This window comes from Clostridium cibarium (assembly GCF_014836335.1).
GTDB classification, from domain to species: Bacteria; Bacillota; Clostridia; order Clostridiales; family Clostridiaceae; genus Clostridium; species Clostridium cibarium.
Genome location: NZ_JACSRA010000044.1, coordinates 1 through 22,056 on the forward strand (window position 1 = coordinate 1; position 22,056 = coordinate 22,056).

Genomic DNA, 22,056 nt, shown 5'->3' on the forward strand with positions numbered 1-22,056 from the left:
ATATAATAGTTACTCTCTTCTTTTTTATATATTTTCATTTCTTTAGTAACTATTAGAGACTTTTCATCTCTATACTCAATTTTATTAACTATTAATCCCTGTTTTAATGCAGATTTATGTGTTAGTTCTTTTGACATAACCTCACTCCTAAAAATTTAGAATCTTATTACTATTTTTTGCATTAATAATTCTTTTCTTTATATTTTTTAAGTTTATTATATTATTAATCAATTCTTTCTCTTTAAAATGTACTAGAGCCTCTATAATAATACTTAGATAATTTTTAATTAAATAACTATTTTTAATAATTTCTTCTTCTGATAAATAGGCTTTAGCTTCTATTTTAGTTAATAAAATTTCTAGTCTATCAGAAATTTCATATAATCCATATATAGTTAACAAATTATTTTTGCACCCTAAACAACTAGCTCCACCTTTTTCCCCATATCCATAAGGACACAATTCTCTCCTTTCAATTCTATCAAAAATACAATTTGTGTATTGAGAAAAACTACAGTTGCTTCCATCTGATATCATTTTTAACACATTTTTCATATCAAAATTACTTCTAGATAAATTATTCATTGAATCATCAATACTCTTATATTTATTGCTAATATACTTAAAGAATTCTTTTCTATCTCCAAATAATTCTCTTGCCTTCTCCTCATATACTTCTAATATCTTATCTAAAAATTTATCCTTACTTACACTTATACTATTATTCAAGTTTTTATTTAACGAATTATGTAATAACATTTCAAATACATTTAATTTATTAACATTTCTATATTCAATAAAGTTAGTAGCTATATTCTCTAATGTCATTGGGTTAAGTACTTCTTTACAACATTTTGTTAATTGAGTCATTTGATCTTGCGTAATATTATTAAAACCTTCTTCTTCTAAAATGCACTGAAATAATTTATAATACATAAACCCAAATGCACCTCTTTCAATAATATGGTACATATATTCTTTAGCTCCACCTTCAAGGTTATCTAATATTAAATAATAATCTCCTGTAACATTAGTCATTCTTTGTTCAGAATCTGAGTGCGATCTACTATTGCTATATATCTTATACGAAGCTGGTACCCCTCCTAAAGCACTTATAGAATAAGAATATCCATATGACATTATACTTCTAGTACATTTTAAATTTTGAAAATCTAGTAATTTATCATCATTAAATATTTTTTTATAATCAGTTTTTCTAAGCGGAGCTCTATTTATTTCATATAATAATGACTTTTCTTGATTTTTTCTACAATGAATTTCACAAATTATAAACGCAATCGCTGTTGGGATCTTTAAAGATAATGGAATATTGAAATGAAGATTTCTTTTATTTTTATATGCTATTACACCATCTAGTGTAAATTTTATTTGTTCTAGTACTGATATAGCCATTTCTAATGTAAATATATGTTCTTCTGTGAACCAACTTAAATCATATATTCCAACCTCTTCAAGATTTATTCTTGGCAAACTTAAAAGTATATTTTTTTTTCTCCATGTTACAGATAAATTTAATATACAATATAACCAACACTGAGAATATCTAAAATTGCCTATCGCCGTTTCTATGTGTTTATCAGTATCTTTCAAAATTAAATAATATTTAGCCCAAGTCTCTTTATCATATATTTTATCTTCTACTTTTCCATCATTATCAATTTGAAACTGATCTATTATACTTTTCCCAAATTGTTTATTAAATTTACACTTACTTTTCAAATTTCTCTTGACAAAGTTTAAAAAATGACATGTTATATCTACATACCCTGTTTTAATCAATTTCTTATTGGATATAATCTCTAAAAGATACTCTGAATTGCAATTAAACACTTCGTCTTCTAAATTATAAATTAATGCCTCAATAGCATTAATTAATCTTGTAAAATTGGTTGTATCTTCTCCATATTCTTTTATATATCTATTTTTTTTAACTTTAATAAATTTTTTAGCTAACTCTAAAGTTTCTTTAAGGTCGCTAGGAAATATTTTTAATCTTTCCTCTTGGATTTCATCTAAATTTAAAGTAGATATATATTTTTTTGAATACTCTTTTAATGTCTCTTCCATTGCTTCTAGACTTAAGTATAATGTATTGTATATTTCAAAATATTCAACTTCCCTAAGTTTGTTTGCAATATTTAAATTAGCTTTTAAAGTTGAATTTGGAATAGCTGTTAATTTACCTAATCTTTTTATTGAGTAATATCCATAGTTGTGCATTAAATCTTCTATATCATATTCATAAATAAATCTTTTTTCATTGTTGATTAATATTTCGATATCTACTTGATTTATTGCATAAAGTAAATCTTCAACATTTATTTTATTTGCTATACTAATATCCTCTAAAGAAACTAGATTATTCATTTTTGCTTTTTGCTTGTTACAATTTAATCCAACATTAACTATTAATTTATCAAGAATAGCTTTTATATCATCTGGTAATATATTTTTTAAATCATTATTATAATTGGTTATTTCATATTTTCCTTCTATGATTTCTTTATATAATTTTGCATTAATAAATTTTTCTTCTTTCTTTCCATAACCAGATTTTCTAACTTGACTATTGTCAAATTCATTTCTTTTTAATGTAGTAAGCACTTTATAATACTTATCACTTCTTCCATGTAAATCAGCAACTTTTATCCATTCATCGCTTTCTTCCATAAATTCTACTTCTTCTAAGTATTTCTTTATCTTTTCCAAACTATCTATTTTTAATAAAGAAATTCCTCCACTCTTAACTATATCTATTGTTCCATTTTTCTCTTGCTGTCTTAATGCATTATAACTTATCTCATATTCTTTTGCTGCTTCTTTTCTAGTAAGATATCCATCAGGTATTTCTATATCATACGGTATGTTATTCAGCCTATTTCTCTTTAATTTTTCATAATCTTCTTCAGAAATAAATAAGTTATCATTTTTAGATATTAATGTAATATGTTTTATATTATGCAATCTCCTAATCCATTTATCAGGGACTTTTATCTCAATTTTTCTTGCTGCTTCGTATATATCTATCATAGCTTAATAGTTATCTCCTTTTATATTAAGAACTTTCAACACTGACTTAAACGCACCTTCAGCATTTTCTTCATATTTTTTTCCTATCTTTTTTGTTTCTTCAATATATACTTCTGATGAAGTAATCCAATCGTCACCTCTTTTTATCTTTAGTTCACTTGCTGTTAGAAACTCAGCTAAATTATTTGTAAATATTCCTCTGCCTATATGTGTTCCCCACCTTGCTGCCATTAAAACATCTCCTTCTATCTTCAATGATGGATTATTACACTCTTTCAATCGCTGAAGAAATATTTTTTTTAGTTTCCTAAAATAATAGCTATAGCTCTCCAATGTCATTGGATCACCATTTTTATTTACAAATACTGCTCCACTGTCAGAATTACATCTATATTTCCTAATATGTGATTTATATAAATCTTCTAAGATACCATAAGGAGAAATAACTTGTTGTTTTCGTTGCTTTTTAACATATCCTTTACCCTGATTTCCTTTCAAATCTTGCCTTAAATATCTATTTTCTAAATTTAATAACATTCCATATCTGCCATAAGGTCCAATACATTGTATTCCACTGTGAGATAAATTTATTATTTCCCCTTCTCTTAATCCACCAAACATCTGTAATGCTACTCCAAAAGCAATTCTATTAACTTCTTCTATCACTACTTGAAGAAACATAGCCTGTAATTTATAATCCATTACATGAGTATTTCTCCCTTTTGGATTATTTTTATTTATATCAATATCTAATCCAGGAACATCATACTGCTTAATAATAACCCCTTTTTTATCAACCTCAGCAATTACGAAATCGTTTGCAAAAATGCTGTTTAACCACCCTTTATTAGCTAAATGCCAATAAAAATCTACAATCACTTTTTTATAACGACTCATAGTTTCATAATTCACATCTAATGCTATAGTTTGCAAAAAAATTGTTATATCATCAAAATCAAGAAACTTAAAACTTTTTTTAATTTTTTTATAAAGTACAAAGTTCAAAAACTTCACAAGTTTTCCTGCGTAATCTACTTGTGTTTTAATTGTGCTTTTTCCATATTTTTTCATTATAAATTCTGTAAATTCATGAACTCTGCATTTATCATTTGATGAATCTGTTAATACAATAATAGCTTTTTCAAATAACGAATCTTCATATTTACCTTCTCTAAAATATCTCGCTACCTTTACCTGAAACTTTAATCTACTTTTATGCTCTTTTAAGTATCGTATCTCATTCATATTATATCCTCCTAATAATTAATTACAACTATGTAATATGTAATTAATTATAATGATATTCATTTCAATACTTTATATCTATAACTAAGTATAAATAATAATTTTATACATTTATTTTAACATACCTCATCAATATAAATTACAACTCCACTATAACCAAGTAAAGTATCTAAATCAGACACTATTTCTTGAATATCTTTTACAGAAGCTGTTGTAGCATTCAATTTATAGAACTTCTTATCAATATAATTTGCCATTATATTAGCTAAAGTTGTTTTTCCTGTTCCTGGCGGACCATATAATATACAATTGGGAATATTCTTGCTTTTTATTAAATTGTACAAAGGTTTTCCTTTACCTATAATATGCTTTTGTCCCATAAAATCTTCTAAAGTACTTGGTCTCATTCTTTCAGCTAATGGTGTCATTACAATCCTCCTCATTTTTTAACTAATTATATATTATCATAAATAAAAAAGATTAGGGACTATGATTGATATTAAAAGTATCTACCATAGTCCCTGACATGTTTAATCTATATTAATTTTACGAATCTAGCCAAATAATGTCCTATCACTTAAATCATCTTTAACATTCACTTTTTCGAATAATTCAAAAAGTTTGTCAGTAGTCAAATCTTGCTTTTCTTTACCTTGAACATCTATAACTACTCTTCCTCTATGCATCATAAATAACCTATTACCACAATCCATAGCATGTTTTAAATTATGGGTAACCATCAAAGTAGTAATTCCTCTTTCTTTAACAATCTTCTTTGTAATATCCATTATCTTTTCAGAAGTTTTAGGATCAAGAGCTGCTGTATGTTCATCAAGTAATAATAATTTAGGGTCTGACATTACTGCCATTAGAAGAGTAAGCGCTTGTCTTTGTCCTCCTGACAATAATTCAACCTTATTATATAATTTATCCTCTAGCCCTAGGTCAACTTCTTTCAGTAAATCTTTATAATAATTTACTCTCTTTTTATTTATACCTAATGTCAAACCAAAGCTCTTTCCTTTATTATCTGCAAGAGAAAGATTTTCAAGTATAGTCATCTTAGGAGAAACACCAACAGATGGATTCTGAAAAACTCTTCCTATATATTTAGCCCTTAAATATTCATCTTTTCTAGAAACATCTTCACCATCTATTAGTATAACTCCACTATCACCAACTAAGGTTCCAGAAATCATATTTAAAAGAGTGGACTTGCCAGCTCCATTGGACCCAATAATAGCTACAAAATCTCCTTTATTTACAGACAAAGATAAATTATCAAAAACTCTATTTTCATTTATTGTATTTTGATTAAAAACTTTGGATAGTTGATTTACTTTTAGCATTACCTACTTCACCACCCTTTACCTTTGATTTTCTTTTAGCTTTAAAAAGATTTGATTCACTAGCTAATGCAATTACAATTACAATTGCTGTTAGTAAATTTAATAAATTTGGATTTAATCCAAGCTTTAAAGCTAGAGAAATAGCTGTATAATATATAACTGTTCCTATTATAGCTTGTGAAGTTGACTTTATAAAAGAAATCCTTCCAAGAAGTGATGTTCCAATAATTACACATGCAAGTCCCTTTACTACAACACCTGTTCCCATACCAACATCAGCATAACCTTGATATTGACATGTTAATGCTCCAGCTAAAGAAACTAGTGCATTGCTTACCATAAGCCCTAATATTTTTATATTATTCTTATTCACTCCAAGTGTTGTTACCACTTGCTCATTATCACCTACTGCAAATAATAAAAACCCTAATTTTGTTTTCATAAATAAGTCTTGTAATATCTTAAATATAACTAAAATACTTAAAGCTATTACCAACGGAGATACAGAACTTTTAAATAAATGATTTGTACTTAAAAGTGGGATATTTGATTTCCCCATAATTGTCAAGTTAATTGAATATAATCCCATCATAACTAATATTCCAGACATTAAGTTAGTTATTTTTAATTTAACATGTAAAAATGCTGTTAAAAATCCTGCAACTCCTCCTCCTATCATGGCTATTAAAGTCGCTATCCATGGATTAACTCCATTTACTATTAATATTGCAGCTATACTTGCCCCTAATGGATAACTTCCCTCTACAGAAAGATCAGGAAAGTCCAAAATCTTATATGTTATAAATACGCCCATTGCAACTAAAGCGAATAAGGATGCTTGTTCTAATATATTTATTACTAAATCCACTAATTAACGCCTCCAGTTACCTTTTTAGCTGCTTTATCTATGCTATCTGGTATTGTTACATTAAGTTTCTTCGCAACATCGGTATTTATTGTTATAGCAAGTTCTTTCATGGTTTCTATTTCTATATCCTTTGGATTTTTTCCATCTAATATTTCAGCTGCCTTATAACCTGCCATCTTTCCTAACTCATAATAATCTATTCCCTTAGATACAAGCCCTCCATGTTCAACAATAGCTGGCTCAGCACCTATTACAGCTATATTATTCTTAACACAAATATCACCTACTAAAGGATAAGATGCTGCTACATTATTATCAGTTGGAGCATATAATGAATCTATTGTTCCTGCAGCATTTGATAGATTTTGATTAATTTCATTTATATTAGAAATTCCTATTTCCTTTATGTTCAAATCATATTTAGGTGCTAATTCCTTAAGTTCTTTAACTTGATTTACTGAATTTATTTCTGATGTAGTATAAATTACTCCCATATTCTTAGCCTTCGGAACTAATTCTTTAAATAATTTTAGCTGTTCATCAATATCAACCTTATCCGAAGTCCCAGTTGTATTATATCCTGAACTTTTCCATTCCTTAGCTAGTCCAGCATCTACCGGATCAGTAACCGCCGTAAATACAATTGGAATATCTTTCGTTGCATTCAATACAGCTTGAGCTGTTGGAGTAGCTATTGCAAAAACCAAATCTTTTTTACTATTTGCAAATTGTCCTGCTAACTGCTGAGCAACATCGATTTTTCCTTGTGAATTTTGTTGTTCAATTTCTATATTTTTTCCATCTTCATAACCTTTTTCTTTAAGCCCATCAACAAAGCCTCTATTTGCTTCATCTAAAGCACCATGTTGAATAAATTGAATTACTCCAATTTTCTTTGTGTTGTCCTTTTTTTGCGTTCCACAACCTGTTAATACTGATACCGCCAAAATACCACAAAGTATCTTTGCAATCTTCTTCTTTCCTACCATTCTTACCATCCTCCAAATATTTATGTACCTTGCCTACCATACTTCATATCCTAACTTTACTCTTAATATAATCATAAAAAAAATACATATTTTTATGATAATATATCAATTATGCAAGTACATTCTTAAAATATTAAAAATAATTTACTCTATATTATCATAATTTATCAGTATTGTAAACATTCTATTAACGAACATACTTAATATTTCATTTAATTAATATTGATTTTTTTCTTACCAATCTTTTTGTTATCATTTACATAGCAAAACAGGTAGTCAGAAAAACTACCTGTTAATTACTAATCATTTTAAACATTCATCAGATATCCATTATCTTTAAGCCAGTTATGTTCTTCTTTATAACTTGACATAATTTTTCCGACTAATTCCCAGTACTGCTTTGAATGATTTTTATGTACCATATGGCACATCTCATGGACAACTACATATTCTAATGCTAATTCTCTTCCCATTATCAACTTCCAATTCAAGAAAATTCTATTATCATAAGTACAACTACCCCATCTTTTCTTTTGTTCTTTTACTTTAACTTCTTTAGGCTCACTCGGAAAATATTTTCTATACTTATCTACCTTTTTATATACTACTTCCTTACACTTTTCTCTTAAATATTTCTCAAGAACCTTATTTCCTCTTTCCTTAGAAATAGTATTAATAATAAATGTCTTATTATGATCAATAACAAATTCCATCTTAAGATATGGTTGTATTATTATGTTTAGCTTATATATTTCACCTAAATACATTATTTCATCGCAATTTAGCTTTTTTCTACTTTCTAAAAGTTCTTTTTTTGATCTAATCCATTTACTCTTTCTTCTAACTATATCATCAATTTCATTTTCTCCTGTTCCCAATGGAACTTTTATTATTACCTCTCCATCAGGTTCAATTGTAATTAAACTTGATTTTATTTTCTTATAATAAACCTTATATTTTATTTCCTCCAAATTATCACCTACTTGAAGTGATTATAACATAAAAAAGCTATCTCTTTCGAGACAGCTTTTTTATATATACTGCAAACGATAAAAAATATTACTTGCTCCATCTAGGTGGGAAACTAGGATATAAGCCATGGGTACGCTTAATTGGAAGCAAGAGGTATTCCCCATGCTTTTATTATATATATATAATATTATAAAACATAGATATCTTTAGTCCCTTTTTTTATAGGACTTTAGTCCCTTTCTCCTTTTCGCAAAATAAAAAAGTCATCTCCTTATGAGACAACTTTTTTATATATACTGCAAACGATAAAAAATATTACTTGCTCCATCTAGGTGGGAAACTATAAAACAAACCATGGGTTAGTCTGTCTTTGAAGCAAGAGGTTAACACCTATGCTTTTATTATATAGTTTTCTCATAAAAATAATAGATTACAATAGTCCCTTTTTTTATAGGACTTTAGTCCTGTATTTTATTTCCCTTATTCTTTTCTTCGTAATATCCACTTACATTATTCTCGATTGCATATAAAGTTGCATGAACCCTATCTTCAACTTCAATTTTTCTAAAAATACTTGTTACGTAATTTTTAACTGTCTTTTCTGATAAATATAGAGCTTCAGCAATTTCTTTGTTTTTCATACCTTCAGAAATTTTGATTAAGATACTTAGCTCCCTATTTGATAAGTTTTCAAGTTTATTTTCATTAGTTCCTATGTAATCGTCAATGAATACAGACTCCATAAGAGTTTTATCTATATATTTTTCACCATTATACACTGATCTTATAGCACTAGTTATCTCATTTCCAGCAGATTCTTTTAACACATACCCTTCTGCGCCAAAATCTAATACCTCTTTAATCTTTCTTTTTTGCTTCTCTACAGTTAATATTATTATTTTTATAGAAGGCCAATTTTCCTTAACAATCTTTAAAGTCTCAACTCCATCAAGTTTGTCCATATTTATGTCCAATAATATTATATCTGGAGCTATATCTATATTCTTTAGTTTTTCAATCAACTCTTCGCCACTGTCACTTTCAAGCACTATCTCTAGATCTTTCTCATAACTAATTATCCTAATAAGCCCTTCTCTTATTAGTGCATGATCATCTGTTATAGCTAATTTTATCACTGTTCTCTTTCCCCCTAATTGTAGGCAATTTTATTTTATATTCAGTTCCTTTATCTAATAAAGATTTTATCTCAATAGTACCACCTAATTCATCAACTCTATCATAAATTCCAGTTATACCATAATTCTTAGTATTTTTTCTTGCACTTTTAAGATATTCATCTACATCAAATCCTCTTCCATTATCTTTAATGTTTAAGTATATATTCTCTTGTCCAACTTCTAATCTTACTTCAGAATTTTCAGCTTTAGAATGCTTTTTTATATTATTTAAAATTTCCTGAATTATTCTGTATACAGCTACTTCTACAACATAGTCAACAGGATGTCCATTGCTTCTTATTTCAACTGCAAGATTTGTAGATGCTTCTTCAAGAAAAGCTTCTTTTAAATCTTCAATAGCTGCCTCTAAAGTAATTCCATTTAAAAATGGTGGTTTTAAATCAAATATTATTCCTCTAACTTCTTTTAAGGTTTTTCTAACATTTGATTTTAAATCTTCTAATTCATTTAATCCTTCTTCAAGATTTTTGTTTAGAAGCATTTTGCAAAAATCAATTCTCATCATTGTACTAGCTAAATACTGTGCAGGTCCATCATGTATATCTCTTGCTATTCTATTTCTCTCTTTTTCTTGTGCCTCTACAAATCTAATTGCATAGGCTATCTTGCTATTTTCTTCAACTGATTCTATATTCTTATAAACATCACCTTTTAGATAACTTAATGCCACATTAACTTGCTCTATGACAGAATCAGCTTCTTTAATATTATTAAAATGATTCTTTATTGATCGCTGTAAAGATTCCCTTCTACCTTGCAATCTTTTTTCTTCTTTTTGCATGGTAATATACTCAACTCTAATGTTTAAAGCTTCTTCATAAATTATTCTCACATCATCTTCTTTAATCTGGAAGTTCATAGATGCTTTCGCTAATTTTTCTCTCATGCTTTTGTCAATCTTCTCTAGTCTATCTACTTCTTTAATTAATATTGAAATTTGATCTTCAACATCACCTAACTCAATTATTTGCTTTTCATATTCACTTTTCAAAGATTCTGCAATATTAAATATTTTCTCTTTACCATTATGAATATCATCAATAACTACAGATAGTATATTATTTATACTATTTATTTCTTCACTCATAACATCACCATTCAATTTCATCCTATAGTATTTTCATAGTAAATTATAACATAATAAATTTCATTTACCAAATACTATTAGAACTACCTTCCTCAATTTTTAACTACATGCCATTCTATATCTTAGGCACAATTTTTATATTTTTACATTAATCTACATTCACTAATATAGTATATTTATCAAGACATATGTAATTCTAAATCCAGTTTTACTACAGAAATAAATTAATCCAATAATAAAAAATAAAAGATTAATTTAATAAAATTAAGTTAACTTTTATAGTAATTGACATGGTGTTATATGTATGATAAAATAAATAATTTGGTTATTTCACAAAAAATGTGGTATACTATTAATATGAACACTTTGGAGGTGCTTAATTTGTTAAAACCAGGCGATAGAATAGTTTATCCAAATCAAGGAGTAGGTATTGTAGATATAATTGAAGAAAAAGAATTTCATGGTAAAACTCAAAAATTCTATAGCATACATTTACTAAATAATTCTCTAAAACTTACTTTACCTTGTAGTCGTATTGAAACCTCTAACATAAGGTTAATTAGTGATGCAACCACTTTAGACAGTTTATTGAATAATGTAAAAAGACTTGAAGTTACTGATTGTGAATCAAAATCAGCTAATTGCAAAGATAGATTTGCTACTAACTCACTAAAAGTAAAATCTGGTTCTTTAAAAGACTACATTGAGGTTTTTCTTAATCTCTCTCTGATAAAGAGACAACATTCACTAAACTCTAGCGAAAATCAAATGCTCAATACCACAAAAAAAGTTCTAATAGAAGAAATTAGTTTGGTGAAGGATATTTCTCACACAGAAGCTGATGAACTATTAGAAAATATTTTATAAATTACATGTAAGTTACATATATAAAGCTAAATTCCAACGAATTTCTTAGTTGGAATCTAGCTTTATTATTTTATAAAAATATAATATTATAAATATAAAATAATAAAAGGAGACAAAACAATATGGAATGTGTTGCCTTAATAAGCTTATCTAATGGTTTACCAAATAAGCAAGTAGAGATAATCAGTAACTTAGAAAAGCTTTTGACAAATATGAATATAAAAGTTATAAAATCAGATATAATTTATAAAGACATATCTAACTCTAATTACTCCGGTAGAGATCGCGCGAGCGAACTAATGAAACTATATAAAGATCCAAAAATTCAAGGAATTTTTGATGTTTCAGGAGGAGATTTAGCAAACGAAATTCTTCAATACATAGATTTTGATACTATAAAAGATTTTGATAAACCTTTTTTTGGATATAGCGATTTATCAGTTTTCATTAATAGTATATATTCTCAGGTTCAAAAGAAAAGCTATCTATATCAAATAAAAAATATAGTTCTTGACCAAACTAATAATTCTTTTCAAAACTTCTATGATTACATAAATAATATTTCTGAAGCTTTTTTAAATTTTAATTACAAATGGCTTCAAGGTTCAAATATGTCGGGTATTCTTATAGGGGGCAACTTACGCTGCACACTAAAACTAGCAGGCACTAAATTCATGCCTGACTTTAAAAACAAGATTGTTTTAATTGAAAGTTTAAGTGGAGATGAAAACAAGATAAGAACTATGCTTACTCATTATAAGTATCTTGGAGTCTTTGAACTGTGTAGCGGTGTGCTTCTAGGATCTTTTACTGAACTTGAAAATATTCTAACAGATTCTAAAGTAGAAAATCTAATTTTAAGTATTATTGACAATCCTAATATTCCTGTTATTAAAACCAAGGAAATAGGACATAGTTATAATTCTAAAGCTGTTATTATAGGCAAATACTATAAGTTTATAAAATAATTAATAAAGACTGTGTTAAAAGAAATTCAAATTTCCTTAAACACAGTCTTTATTGTAAAATGATTATTACTTATCTTTTTCCACTTTCAAAAGGTTCTCCTGAAGCTTTTGGTGCACGAGTTCTTTTTGAGAAGAACACAAGAACCACTAAAGTAGCTACATAAGGGAAAATCTTCAAAAAAACTGGTGGCACTGAAGCTAATGATGGCATTACTTGTGAAATATTTGCAATTGTTGATGCAAACCCAAAAAATAGTGTTGCACCTAATACACCTAATGGTTTCCATTGGCCAAATATTAAAGCTGCTAATGCTAAGAATCCTAATCCAGATACAGATCCAGTAAATTCCCCACCATAAGTCACTATAATAACTGCTCCAGCAAGAGATGCTAAAGCACCAGATATCATAACTCCAATATATCTCATTCTATAAACATTAATTCCTGCTGCATCTGCTGCTTGTGGATGCTCACCGCATGATTTAAGTCTTAATCCAAAACTTGTTCTATTTAATATAATTACACTCATAACTAGAATTATTAAGGCTAACCAAGTAGTCGCATATGTTTTTGTGAAAAATAACGGTCCTATTACAGGAATGCTTGAAAGTACAGGTATTTCTTGTGGTATAAACCCAAGCATTATTCTAATATTTCCACTACCTGTAATATTTCTTGCTAAGTAAACAGTCAAAGCTCCAGCTATCATATTTATTGCTGTACCACTTATAACTTGATTTGCATTTAAAGTTACACTAGCAAATGCATGTAATAGTGAAAATATAATTCCTGCAACAATTGCTGCAAATAATCCAATCCACAAAGCATAATCATTGCCTTGTTTTTGTAAAGTTATTATAACATAAGCTCCTACGAAAGAACCACAAATCATTAACCCATCTAGCCCAACGTTTACTACTCCACTTCTTTCACAGAAAACAGCTCCAAGTGCTGTTAATAAAAGAGGTACAGTATATGCTATTGCATAGGGGAAAATTTGTTGTAAAGTATCTAACATACTACTTCTCCTCCTTTACATCTATATGAACTTCTTTTTTTCGTTTTTTAAATTTTCTTATTACCTTATCCATAATCATACTTGTAGCTGCAAAATATATAATTGTTGCCATAATTGTATCTGCTATTTCAGGAGGTATACTTGCCATTGTTGTCATAAATCCTTTTCCTGCATATAAAAGGCCAAAGAATAATGCAGCAATCAATACTCCAAATGGAGAACTTCCTCCAAGAAGCGCAACAGCAATCCCATCAAATCCTTGATCTGGCATAACACCTATTTGAATACAAGTTGCATTACCTACATATTGAGCCACTCCTGCAAGCCCTGATAATGCTCCAGCGATTCCCATAGAAACAATAATATTTTTATTCACTGAAATACCTGCATACTCTGCAGAAAATTTATTAAACCCTACTGCTTTTAATTGATATCCCAACACTGTTTTATCTAAAATAAACCATACTAATACAACTGCTATTATAGCAATAAGTATACCATAATTTATAAATGATCCATTAAATAATTGAGTAAGCCATGGAGTCTTAAGTGATGCAACATCAGTAATTTGTCTAGATTCTGTTTCTATAGAATCAGCTTTGAAATATGCTGGTATAACATAATAAACAATCCAGTAAATTATCCAGTTTAGCATTATTGATCCAACAACTTCATGAACATTAAACTTTGCCTTTAATAAACCAACTAATGCCGCACATAAAGCTCCACCTATTAATCCTGATAATACAATAAATAATAGTAAAATTGGTCTTGGCAAATTAGTGAATGTTAAAGCCACAGCAGTTGCACAAAATCCACCAAATAGCATCTGTCCTGGAGCCCCTATATTAAATAGCCCAGTTCTAAATGCAAAAGCAAGTGATAAACCAGTAAGTATAAGAGGTGTAGATGTTGCAATGGTATTTGCTATTCTCTCTGTAGTCATAAGTCCGCCTTGAGTTAAATACATGTAACCTTCAATTGGATTATGTCCCATTGCAACCATTAAAAGTGCTCCTGCTATTAGTCCTAGAATAACTGCAAGAACTGATTTTAATGAATTATTCTTCATTATTGTTATCCTCCTTTTTAACTCCTGCCATCATTAAACCAATCTCTTTTTCATCAGTTTCATCGGCATTTACTATTCCAATTAATTCACCATTATTAATAACAGCAATCTTATCAGATAAGTTTAATATCTCATCAAGTTCTAAAGAAATTAAAAGAACTCCTTTTCCCTTATCCCTTTGCTCAACCAATCTTTTATGAATATATTCTATTGATCCAACATCTAGCCCTCTAGTAGGTTGGACTGCTATTAGAAGTTCTGGTTGAAGTTCAATTTCACGTCCTATAATGGCTTTTTGTTGGTTTCCACCAGACAATGTTTTAGCTGGTGATATAGCACCTTCTCCTGATCTTACATCAAAATCTTCAATTATTTTATTGGCATACTTTCTTATCTCACCTTTATTTAACAAACCTAACTTATTTGAAAAAGGCTCTTTCATATATTTTTGCAAAACCATATTTTCTTCAATTGTATAGTCAAGCACTAATCCTCTTTTTTGACGATCTTCAGGTATATGTGCAATACCACTTTCTATTCTGCCTCTTATACTTAAGTTACTTATGTCATTACCTTTTAAATCTATTTTACCTGATTCAATTTTTCTAAGTCCAGTAATAGCTTCCACAAGTTCAGTTTGTCCGTTACCCTCAACTCCCGCTATTCCAAGAATTTCTCCTGACCTTATTTCTAAGGACAAATCCTTTACTCCTAGAACCTTTTTATTATTTTTAACATTTAAATGTTCAATTTTAGCTAAAACTTCACCTGGTTCATATGGTGATTTTTCTACTTTAAATGATACTTCACGTCCTACCATCATTTTTGCCATCTCAGCCTCAGAAGTTTCTTTAACATTAACTGTTCCTATGTATCGTCCTCTTCTTATAACAGAACACCTATCTGCTGCAGCTTTAATTTCTTTTAATTTATGGGTAATAATTATTATTGACTTCCCTTCCTTAACCAAGGTTTTCCAAATGTCAATTAATTCTTCGATTTCTTGTGGTGTAAGCACTGCTGTTGGTTCGTCAAATATTAAAACTTCCGCATTACGATATAACATTTTTAATATTTCAACCCTCTGTTGCATCCCTACACTAATTTCTTCAATTTTTGCATAAGGATCAACATTTAGTCCATACTTTTTAGATAAATCTTCAATCTTTTTTGCTGCACCTTTTATGTCGATAAATAAGCCAAATCGCTTAGATTCACTACCTAAAATAATGTTTTCTGTTACAGTGAAATTTTCAACTAGTTTAAAATGTTGATGCACCATTCCAATTCCTAAATCATTTGCTATATTTGGGTTACTAATTTTGACCTCTTTACCTCTAACCTTTATAACTCCGCCCTCTGGTTGATACATACCAAATAAAACACTCATAAGAGTTGACTTTCCAGCTCCATTTTCTCCAAGAAGAGCATGAATTTCACCCTTTTTAAGTTGCAAAGTAATATTATCATTTGCTACTATGCCTGGAAACTCTTTTCGAATGTTTAACATTTCAACTACATATTCCATTCTATATCCTCCATCTTAACTTAAATTACGATTTAAATGTTTTATACAAAAAAAGACGGAAGAACCGCCTTTTTTGTACTCTTCCTAAATAACTACTTAATTAAATTACCTTGTTCATTTGAAACTTTAATTTCACCGCTTTTAATTTTTTCAAATACATCTTTACAAGTTTTTGTAGTTGCTTCACTTAAGTTTGGATTCTTATCAGGTATACCAACACTATCAGTCTTAGCATCTAAAGTAAGAGTTTGCCCACCAGGGAAATTACCATCTAATTCATCCTTAATTAACTTGTAAGTTGTATTGTCAATTTTCTTCATTGCTGAAGTTAATACTGCTGATTTACCATTTTCATAAATACCTTCATCATATTGATCAGTATCTACACCAATAGCCCAAACTTTTTCACCTTTTTTAGCTCTAGTCTTAGCTTCAGTAATTACACCTGTACCAGTACCACCTGCAGCTGTAAATATAGCTTTAACTCCTCTGCTATACATTGTAGCTGCAATTTGTTGACCAGCATCAGCACTATTAAATGTACCTTGGTAAACTATGTTTTCAGCTTTTAAACTAACCTTTGTTCCTAATTTTTCATTAGCATATTTAACTCCTTGTTGGAATCCCCAGTTAAACTTTTGAACAGCAGGGATTTCCATTCCACCAACAAATCCTAAATCTCCATCTTTTAATTCTACTGCAGCAGCTACACCAGCCATAAAGCCTGACTCTTGCTCTGCGAAGAATACAGCAACTGTATTATCGCCAACTTTTGCTTGCTTTTTATCTCCTTCTAATCCATTGTTAGGAGATCCATCTATTATTATAAATTTAGCATCTTTATACTTATCTTGAGATTCAAATATTGCTTGCTCAAACTTAAAGCCAGGTGCTACTATAAATTTAAAGCCTCCATCATACAAATCCTTAATTTTTGAAGTATAATCTGCTAAAGTTTGACCATCTGGTTGAAGATATTTTTCTGTGATACCAAATTCATCTTTTGCTTTTAAAATTCCTTCCCAGCTTCCTTGGTTGAATGACTTATCATCTATTGTTCCTGAATCTGTTACCATTCCTACCTTTAAAGAACTTTTTTTACCTGTGTCACCATTTCCACATCCAGCCATTAATCCAGTTAATAGTAAACTAGTCAAAGCCAACGCTATTGATTTTTTTTTCATTTTTAACCCTCCAAGTATCATTTTACATCTTAATGATATTGCGATAATTCTTTCCATATTTATATACAAAAAAAATTAGCTAATCTAAATATCAAGATTTACGATATTATTTTATCCTTAAACTTTACATATTGCAATAGCAAGTTGAATATTTATTCTTTTAGTAAAGAAAACATTCACTTTTTCTTTACTAATTAGGCTTTTTTCTATAATTTTACGAAAAAATATTAATAGAATTAAGCACTTATCCTTAAATATCCAAACATTATTATTAAGAAATTAAAAAATATAATATCACTTTTTTGTAAATTCAGCTATTAAATCTATATTTTTAAATAATATCTTTCCATTATATTTTCCCCTATATATCCAAAAGGAATTCATCTTTTTCGATTCACAATTGAAATTTTCAGCAAACCCATCATCATTTTTAATGTCTGACATCATAGCCTTTAAATTTTCTATTTTCCATCGCCTAGAATCATCATTGATTTTATTCAAAATATTTTTACTATCTTCAAAAACAAATCTTGGTCCACAAAGATCTTTCTCAAGTTTATTTAATACATTTGTATTTTGACCACCGTCTAGGATACAAAAATATCCATAATCCATTTCACTACGAACTAGCCTTCCATAAATCTGCTTCAACTTTATACATACCTGAGGATAATTTACATCAATATAACTTTCTTTTTTATAAGTAGTTACTGCTTTTAGTAGTGGATCCTCAAGACTTTTGTTAGGTATTTTATCTACCATGACACAAGTTAATGCATCACCTGGAATATCTATTCCTTCAAAAAATCCTTTACTCCCTAAAATAATAACTTGTCTACTATCATCTTTTAGATATTTTAATGATTTTTTATGTGAGTATATTTCAAATTTTGTATTCCTCGCAAGTTCAGCAAGTTCTTCTTCCACAGCTTTTCTTCTTAAATTATTAGTAAATAATATTAACATATGCCCATTAAGTTTTAGTGCCATCTCAAATATAAACTTAGCAGAGTTCTTTAAAAAATTACTACTATTGTATCTACCAATATCATTTAAAACAAATATTTTAGTTTTATCTTTTAATCTAAATGTTTGAGGCAGTATTAATTCCTTTGCTTCATTTTGTCCAAGAAAACATTTCATTTTCCTTAATGAATTATTAATTCTAAAAGTAGCGGATAAAAATGTAGTACTTTTCACATCTTTGAGTATCCGATCATTAACGAGTTCTTCAATATTTAATGGTATATTTGTAATTTTAAAATAGCTATACTCCTTTGAAACTTCAATAACTTTTGCATGAGTTTCCTTTTTTGTTGAATTCTCTAAAAAAACATCTAGTATTTCATATGATGATTTAAGCTTCATAATATAATCATATACTATTTTATAATCCTTATCTTCCTTACTTTCCTCTTCTGATGTAATGTTATTTAAATATCTATTTAGAAGACTATATATTCCATATATATTTTCTTTTATTTTAGATATATGAAATCTTAAAACATTGATTTTTTCTTTAAACGCTTCTTCAGGCAAAGAAAATTCACTTCTAAAATTGTACTCATCTTTAACAAGCTTTAATTCAATAGACTTGTTTAACATAATACCGATGTTCGTTTTAATTTCAGTTATCCAATATTTAATTTTAGCAAGTTCCACATTTTCTCGATACCCATTACTTGCATTTAGATTAGTTAATTGTCTATAAATAGTTGGTTCTACTTCATATGCATTCTTAAGTAGTTCTACAAATTCTTCTGAATTAAACTCTTCTGAAAAAAAATCATAGCATTTCTCCATCAAATTATGTGCTTCATCAATTACTAAATGCGTAATTTTCTTCTTTTCATTATAAGGCCAACTTGCCAATAAAGAATGATTTATAACAGTAATATTTTCAGCTGGAAGTTCATTATATCTATTTTTTAGAAAGCAAGGTTTTAAACATTTTTCTATATTACAGCTCTCATTTTCGCACACTACATCAGATAAATACTTTTCTAAAGAAAAGTAAGTATACGCAAAATAGCTTATGTTTTCAATATCACCATACTTTCCATCTTTACATAATCTTTTTAAGAAAACTTCTGCCAAAATACTTTTTAATTCACCATTGAAATTTTGTGATTTCTCTAACCTCTCACTACATATATAGTTACTTTTTCCTTTGATAGAACCATATTTAATTTTTTCATCTAAATCTAACTTCATCAGAATTTTAGGTATATCTTTCGAGATAAGTTGATTTTGTAATTCTTTTGTATCAGTAGATATAATAAATGATGAATCTTGTACTTTATAACTTCCTTTATTTATATATGCCTTTAAAGTTAGTATTAACAAATAAGCAAAAGTTTTTCCACTACCCGTAGGGGCTTCTATAAATATTTTTTCCTCATTTTCTATATTTGTTTTGATTTTTTCAGCTAAAACTCTTTGTTGCTCTCTATACTTGTATCCAAAGTCTCCACCATTAGTCCATATATCTGTTTTTCTTAAAAGATTTTCATATTCATCATATTTAATCTGCATCTTCTTTAGCTTAGGCTTAGCTATTTTATTTTCATCATAATTTATATATTCATATCCCTGAAATGTAAAAAGTAATGGTCTCTTAATATATTTTGTCCAAGCCCATCTTTTCTCTAAGGCATACTCTTTTACTAATATTTCGTAAAAAGTAACTTTCCTTCTTTTAAATACCCTCTCTTCCCTTGCCCATTCTCTACACAAGAGAGCATTAACTACTTTTATACTACACTCAATATTACTAAATTCATTCTTCAAATGCTTATTTTCTGAAATGTTAGTAAGTTTTTGGACTAAGTACTCAAGGGTATATTCCTTTAACCACGGTTCAAGAATTGCTGCTAGTTCCATAATATTTAATACATTATTTTTGATTTCAGGAAAACATCTGAGCATAACTTTACTCAGATGAATACCATTGAAACAGATTAGTGGATAATCCTCTAAGAATTCTGATAAGCTTTTTGTAATTTGCTCTAAAGTCTCAACTTTTTCCTCTATTTTTTCAGAGTATTCTTTTTCTCTTTGAATTTTAGTTAAAGTTTTTTTCTCATGTTGAACTTTTCTTTTATAAGTATATATATTGTTATCTATAATCTTTATAGCATTTATTTCAATAATATCTAAAGATAATTCATCAAAGCCTGTTGTTACTATATCTAAATATATAACGTTATCTAGTACACTTTTATCTCTTGAATTCATAGATTTACTCCCAATCATTATAAAATAACAATTAATTATATCATAAAGAAAGTGAATTCATTGCAATTTTTCTAAGGATTTTTACGTAGTTAATTTACTTATTTTTCACTAAATCCAAAGTATCTCTAGCTATAACTAATTCTTCATTGGTTGGAATAACGAATACCTTTACATTCGAATCATCTGTGGATATTTCTTTGAATTCTCCTCTAACTTCATTTTTTTTCTTGTCAATTTTTATTCCAAAGAACTCCAAATCCTTTAATATTAACTCTCTTGTAATTGGCCCGTTTTCTCCTACTCCTGCTGTAAACACTATGGCATCAACTCCCCCTAGCTCTGCTATGAATGCACCAATTTGTTTTTTTATACTATTGTGATAAATATTAAAAGCAAGTATTGCTCTTTCATCACCATTTTTATATGCTGTCTCAATATCTCTAAAATCTGAACTTATTTGTGAAATTCCTAACACTCCTGATTTTTTATTCAATATATTACCTACTTCATCTATAGTTAATTTAAGTTCACTCATTAAATATAATGGTATTGCAGGATCTATGCTTCCTGATCTAGTTCCCATTACTACCCCCTCAAGTGGAGTAAATCCCATAGTAGTATCTATAGACTCTCCATTTTTTATTGCACACAACGAAGCTCCATTCCCAAGATGGCAAGTAATTATTCTCAAATCACTTATATTTCTTCCCATATACTTTGCTGCCTCTTCAGAAACATACTTATGTGAAGTACCATGGAAACCATATTTTCTTATTCCATGTTTTTCATATAGTTCATATGGTAAAGCATAAAGAAAAACATCTTTTTTCATAGTTTGATGGAATGCAGTATCAAACACAGCTACCATTGGAGTAGATGGCATAAGCTCTTCACAAGCCTCTATTCCAACAATATTAGGTGGATTATGAAGTGGTGCTATTTTACTACATTCATTTATTGAATCCTTAACCTTCTTATCGATTAAAATTGATTCAGAGTACTTTTCGCCTCCATGAACAACCCTATGTCCAACTGCAGCAATTTCATCCATTGATTTTATTACACCATTCTCTTTATCTATCAAAGTATCCAAAACGAAGGAGATTGCTATTTTATGATTTTCCATAGGCTTATTTAAAATAAACTTATCCTTACCTTCAACTTTTTGTACTAACATAGACCCTTCGATTCCTATTCTCTCAACAATACCTTTTGCTATAACATTTTCTGTTTCCATATCAAATAATTGATATTTTAATGATGAACTACCACAATTTATTACTAAAATTTTCAAATCTTTTCCCTCCACTTCTTTATTAATAACTATAATTAAATTTTCATATATTTTATTATTATAAAATTATATTTAAAATATTACATTATTTAAAATATAATCCAATAATATTATTGACACTATATTAC

Annotated in this window: 16 protein-coding genes and 1 pseudogene; 2 read left to right on the plus strand and 15 right to left on the minus strand. The window is 28.4% G+C overall.

The genetic code is table 11. The features are described 5' to 3' along the window. Window positions 1-147 precede the first annotated feature (147 nt). From H9661_RS18295 to H9661_RS18335, 9 genes and pseudogenes are all read right to left on the minus strand, one after another. Entirely contained in the window at window positions 148-3,051 is a 2,904-nt protein-coding gene (locus H9661_RS18295; protein ID WP_191770229.1) for a hypothetical protein, read from the minus strand. Between the two features lie 3 nt (window positions 3,052-3,054). Then, a complete protein-coding gene (locus tag H9661_RS18300) occupies window positions 3,055-4,296 on the minus strand; it encodes a hypothetical protein (RefSeq protein WP_191770231.1) in 1,242 nt (413 codons plus the stop codon). A 122-nt stretch (window positions 4,297-4,418) separates the two neighbouring features. Then, a pseudogene (locus H9661_RS18305) lies at window positions 4,419-4,724 on the minus strand (AAA family ATPase); the annotation flags it as partial. Window positions 4,725-4,850: 126 nt separating this feature from the next. Then, window positions 4,851-5,645 (minus strand): ABC transporter ATP-binding protein, encoded by a 795-nt coding sequence (locus H9661_RS18310; RefSeq protein WP_143315047.1) that lies wholly within the window; start codon window positions 5,643-5,645, stop codon window positions 4,851-4,853. Beyond that, complete coding sequence (locus tag H9661_RS18315) at window positions 5,611-6,513, minus strand: ABC transporter permease (RefSeq protein ID WP_143315046.1); 903 nt, start codon at window positions 6,511-6,513, stop codon at window positions 5,611-5,613. Before H9661_RS18315 ends, H9661_RS18310 begins: the two co-directional genes overlap by 35 nt. Next, window positions 6,513-7,502: an ABC transporter substrate-binding protein gene (locus H9661_RS18320; RefSeq protein ID WP_143315045.1), complete on the minus strand. Its 990-nt coding sequence runs from the start codon at window positions 7,500-7,502 to the stop codon at window positions 6,513-6,515. Before H9661_RS18320 ends, H9661_RS18315 begins: the two co-directional genes overlap by 1 nt. Before the next feature lie 308 nt (window positions 7,503-7,810). Beyond that, on the minus strand, window positions 7,811-8,473 hold the full coding sequence (locus H9661_RS18325) for a M48 family metallopeptidase (RefSeq protein WP_191770235.1): 663 nt from the start codon (window positions 8,471-8,473) through the stop codon (window positions 7,811-7,813). Window positions 8,474-8,932: 459 nt separating this feature from the next. Next, complete coding sequence (locus H9661_RS20055) at window positions 8,933-9,610, minus strand: response regulator (RefSeq protein WP_143315043.1); 678 nt, start codon at window positions 9,608-9,610, stop codon at window positions 8,933-8,935. Then, window positions 9,585-10,760, minus strand: a complete 1,176-nt coding sequence (locus H9661_RS18335; RefSeq protein ID WP_185966706.1) for a sensor histidine kinase — start codon at window positions 10,758-10,760, stop codon at window positions 9,585-9,587. The genes H9661_RS20055 and H9661_RS18335 overlap by 26 nt, the downstream gene beginning before the upstream one ends. Window positions 10,761-11,141: 381 nt before the next feature. Between H9661_RS18335 and H9661_RS18340 the strand changes: the two genes are divergently transcribed. Together H9661_RS18340 and H9661_RS18345 are read left to right on the plus strand one after the other, a co-directional pair. Beyond that, window positions 11,142-11,627, plus strand: coding sequence for a CarD family transcriptional regulator (locus H9661_RS18340; RefSeq protein WP_191770237.1), 486 nt, complete (start codon window positions 11,142-11,144; stop codon window positions 11,625-11,627). Window positions 11,628-11,749: 122 nt separating this feature from the next. Continuing rightward, entirely contained in the window at window positions 11,750-12,595 is an 846-nt protein-coding gene (locus H9661_RS18345; protein ID WP_191770239.1) for an LD-carboxypeptidase, read from the plus strand. Between the two features lie 70 nt (window positions 12,596-12,665). On the opposite strand, the gene H9661_RS18350 is transcribed toward H9661_RS18345, so the two are convergent. The 6 genes from H9661_RS18350 to H9661_RS18375 all read right to left on the minus strand — a co-directional run bounded on the left by H9661_RS18350 (window position 12,666) and on the right by H9661_RS18375 (window position 21,928). Beyond that, window positions 12,666-13,613, minus strand: a complete 948-nt coding sequence (locus H9661_RS18350) for an ABC transporter permease (RefSeq protein WP_143315039.1) — start codon at window positions 13,611-13,613, stop codon at window positions 12,666-12,668. Between the two features lies 1 nt (window position 13,614). Beyond that, on the minus strand, window positions 13,615-14,688 hold the full coding sequence (locus H9661_RS18355; protein ID WP_191770246.1) for an ABC transporter permease subunit: 1,074 nt from the start codon (window positions 14,686-14,688) through the stop codon (window positions 13,615-13,617). Then, the gene (locus H9661_RS18360; protein WP_143315037.1) at window positions 14,675-16,213 is read right to left on the minus strand and encodes an ABC transporter ATP-binding protein; all 1,539 of its coding nucleotides are present in this window, start codon (window positions 16,211-16,213) and stop codon (window positions 14,675-14,677) included. The genes H9661_RS18355 and H9661_RS18360 overlap by 14 nt, the downstream gene beginning before the upstream one ends. 92 nt (window positions 16,214-16,305) lie before the next feature. Further along, window positions 16,306-17,397 carry a BMP family lipoprotein gene (locus H9661_RS18365; protein ID WP_191770240.1) on the minus strand — a complete coding sequence of 364 codons (1,092 nt, stop codon included), beginning with the start codon at window positions 17,395-17,397 and terminating at the stop codon, window positions 16,306-16,308. A 294-nt stretch (window positions 17,398-17,691) separates the two neighbouring features. Further along, window positions 17,692-20,634, minus strand: a complete 2,943-nt coding sequence (locus H9661_RS18370) for an ATP-dependent DNA helicase (RefSeq protein ID WP_191770243.1) — start codon at window positions 20,632-20,634, stop codon at window positions 17,692-17,694. Between the two features lie 94 nt (window positions 20,635-20,728). Next, window positions 20,729-21,928, minus strand: coding sequence for an acetate/propionate family kinase (locus H9661_RS18375; RefSeq protein WP_191770245.1), 1,200 nt, complete (start codon window positions 21,926-21,928; stop codon window positions 20,729-20,731). Between the last annotated feature and the right edge of the window lie 128 nt (window positions 21,929-22,056).

Bases quoted from the DNA above. Each gene is read 5' to 3' on its own strand.
- H9661_RS18295 (WP_191770229.1), bottom strand. From the start codon at position 3,051: ATGATAGATATATACGAAGCAGCAAGAAAAATTGAGATAAAAGTCCCT.
- H9661_RS18300 (WP_191770231.1), bottom strand. From the start codon at position 4,296: ATGAATGAGATACGATACTTAAAAGAGCATAAAAGTAGATTAAAGTTT.
- H9661_RS18310 (WP_143315047.1), bottom strand. From the start codon at position 5,645: ATGCTAAAAGTAAATCAACTATCCAAAGTTTTTAATCAAAATACAATA.
- H9661_RS18320 (WP_143315045.1), bottom strand. From the start codon at position 7,502: ATGGTAGGAAAGAAGAAGATTGCAAAGATACTTTGTGGTATTTTGGCG.
- H9661_RS18335 (WP_185966706.1), bottom strand. From the start codon at position 10,760: ATGAGTGAAGAAATAAATAGTATAAATAATATACTATCTGTAGTTATT.
- H9661_RS18345 (WP_191770239.1), top strand. From the start codon at position 11,750: ATGGAATGTGTTGCCTTAATAAGCTTATCTAATGGTTTACCAAATAAG.
- H9661_RS18350 (WP_143315039.1), bottom strand. From the start codon at position 13,613: ATGTTAGATACTTTACAACAAATTTTCCCCTATGCAATAGCATATACT.
- H9661_RS18360 (WP_143315037.1), bottom strand. From the start codon at position 16,213: ATGGAATATGTAGTTGAAATGTTAAACATTCGAAAAGAGTTTCCAGGC.
- H9661_RS18365 (WP_191770240.1), bottom strand. From the start codon at position 17,397: ATGAAAAAAAAATCAATAGCGTTGGCTTTGACTAGTTTACTATTAACT.
- H9661_RS18370 (WP_191770243.1), bottom strand. From the start codon at position 20,634: ATGAATTCAAGAGATAAAAGTGTACTAGATAACGTTATATATTTAGAT.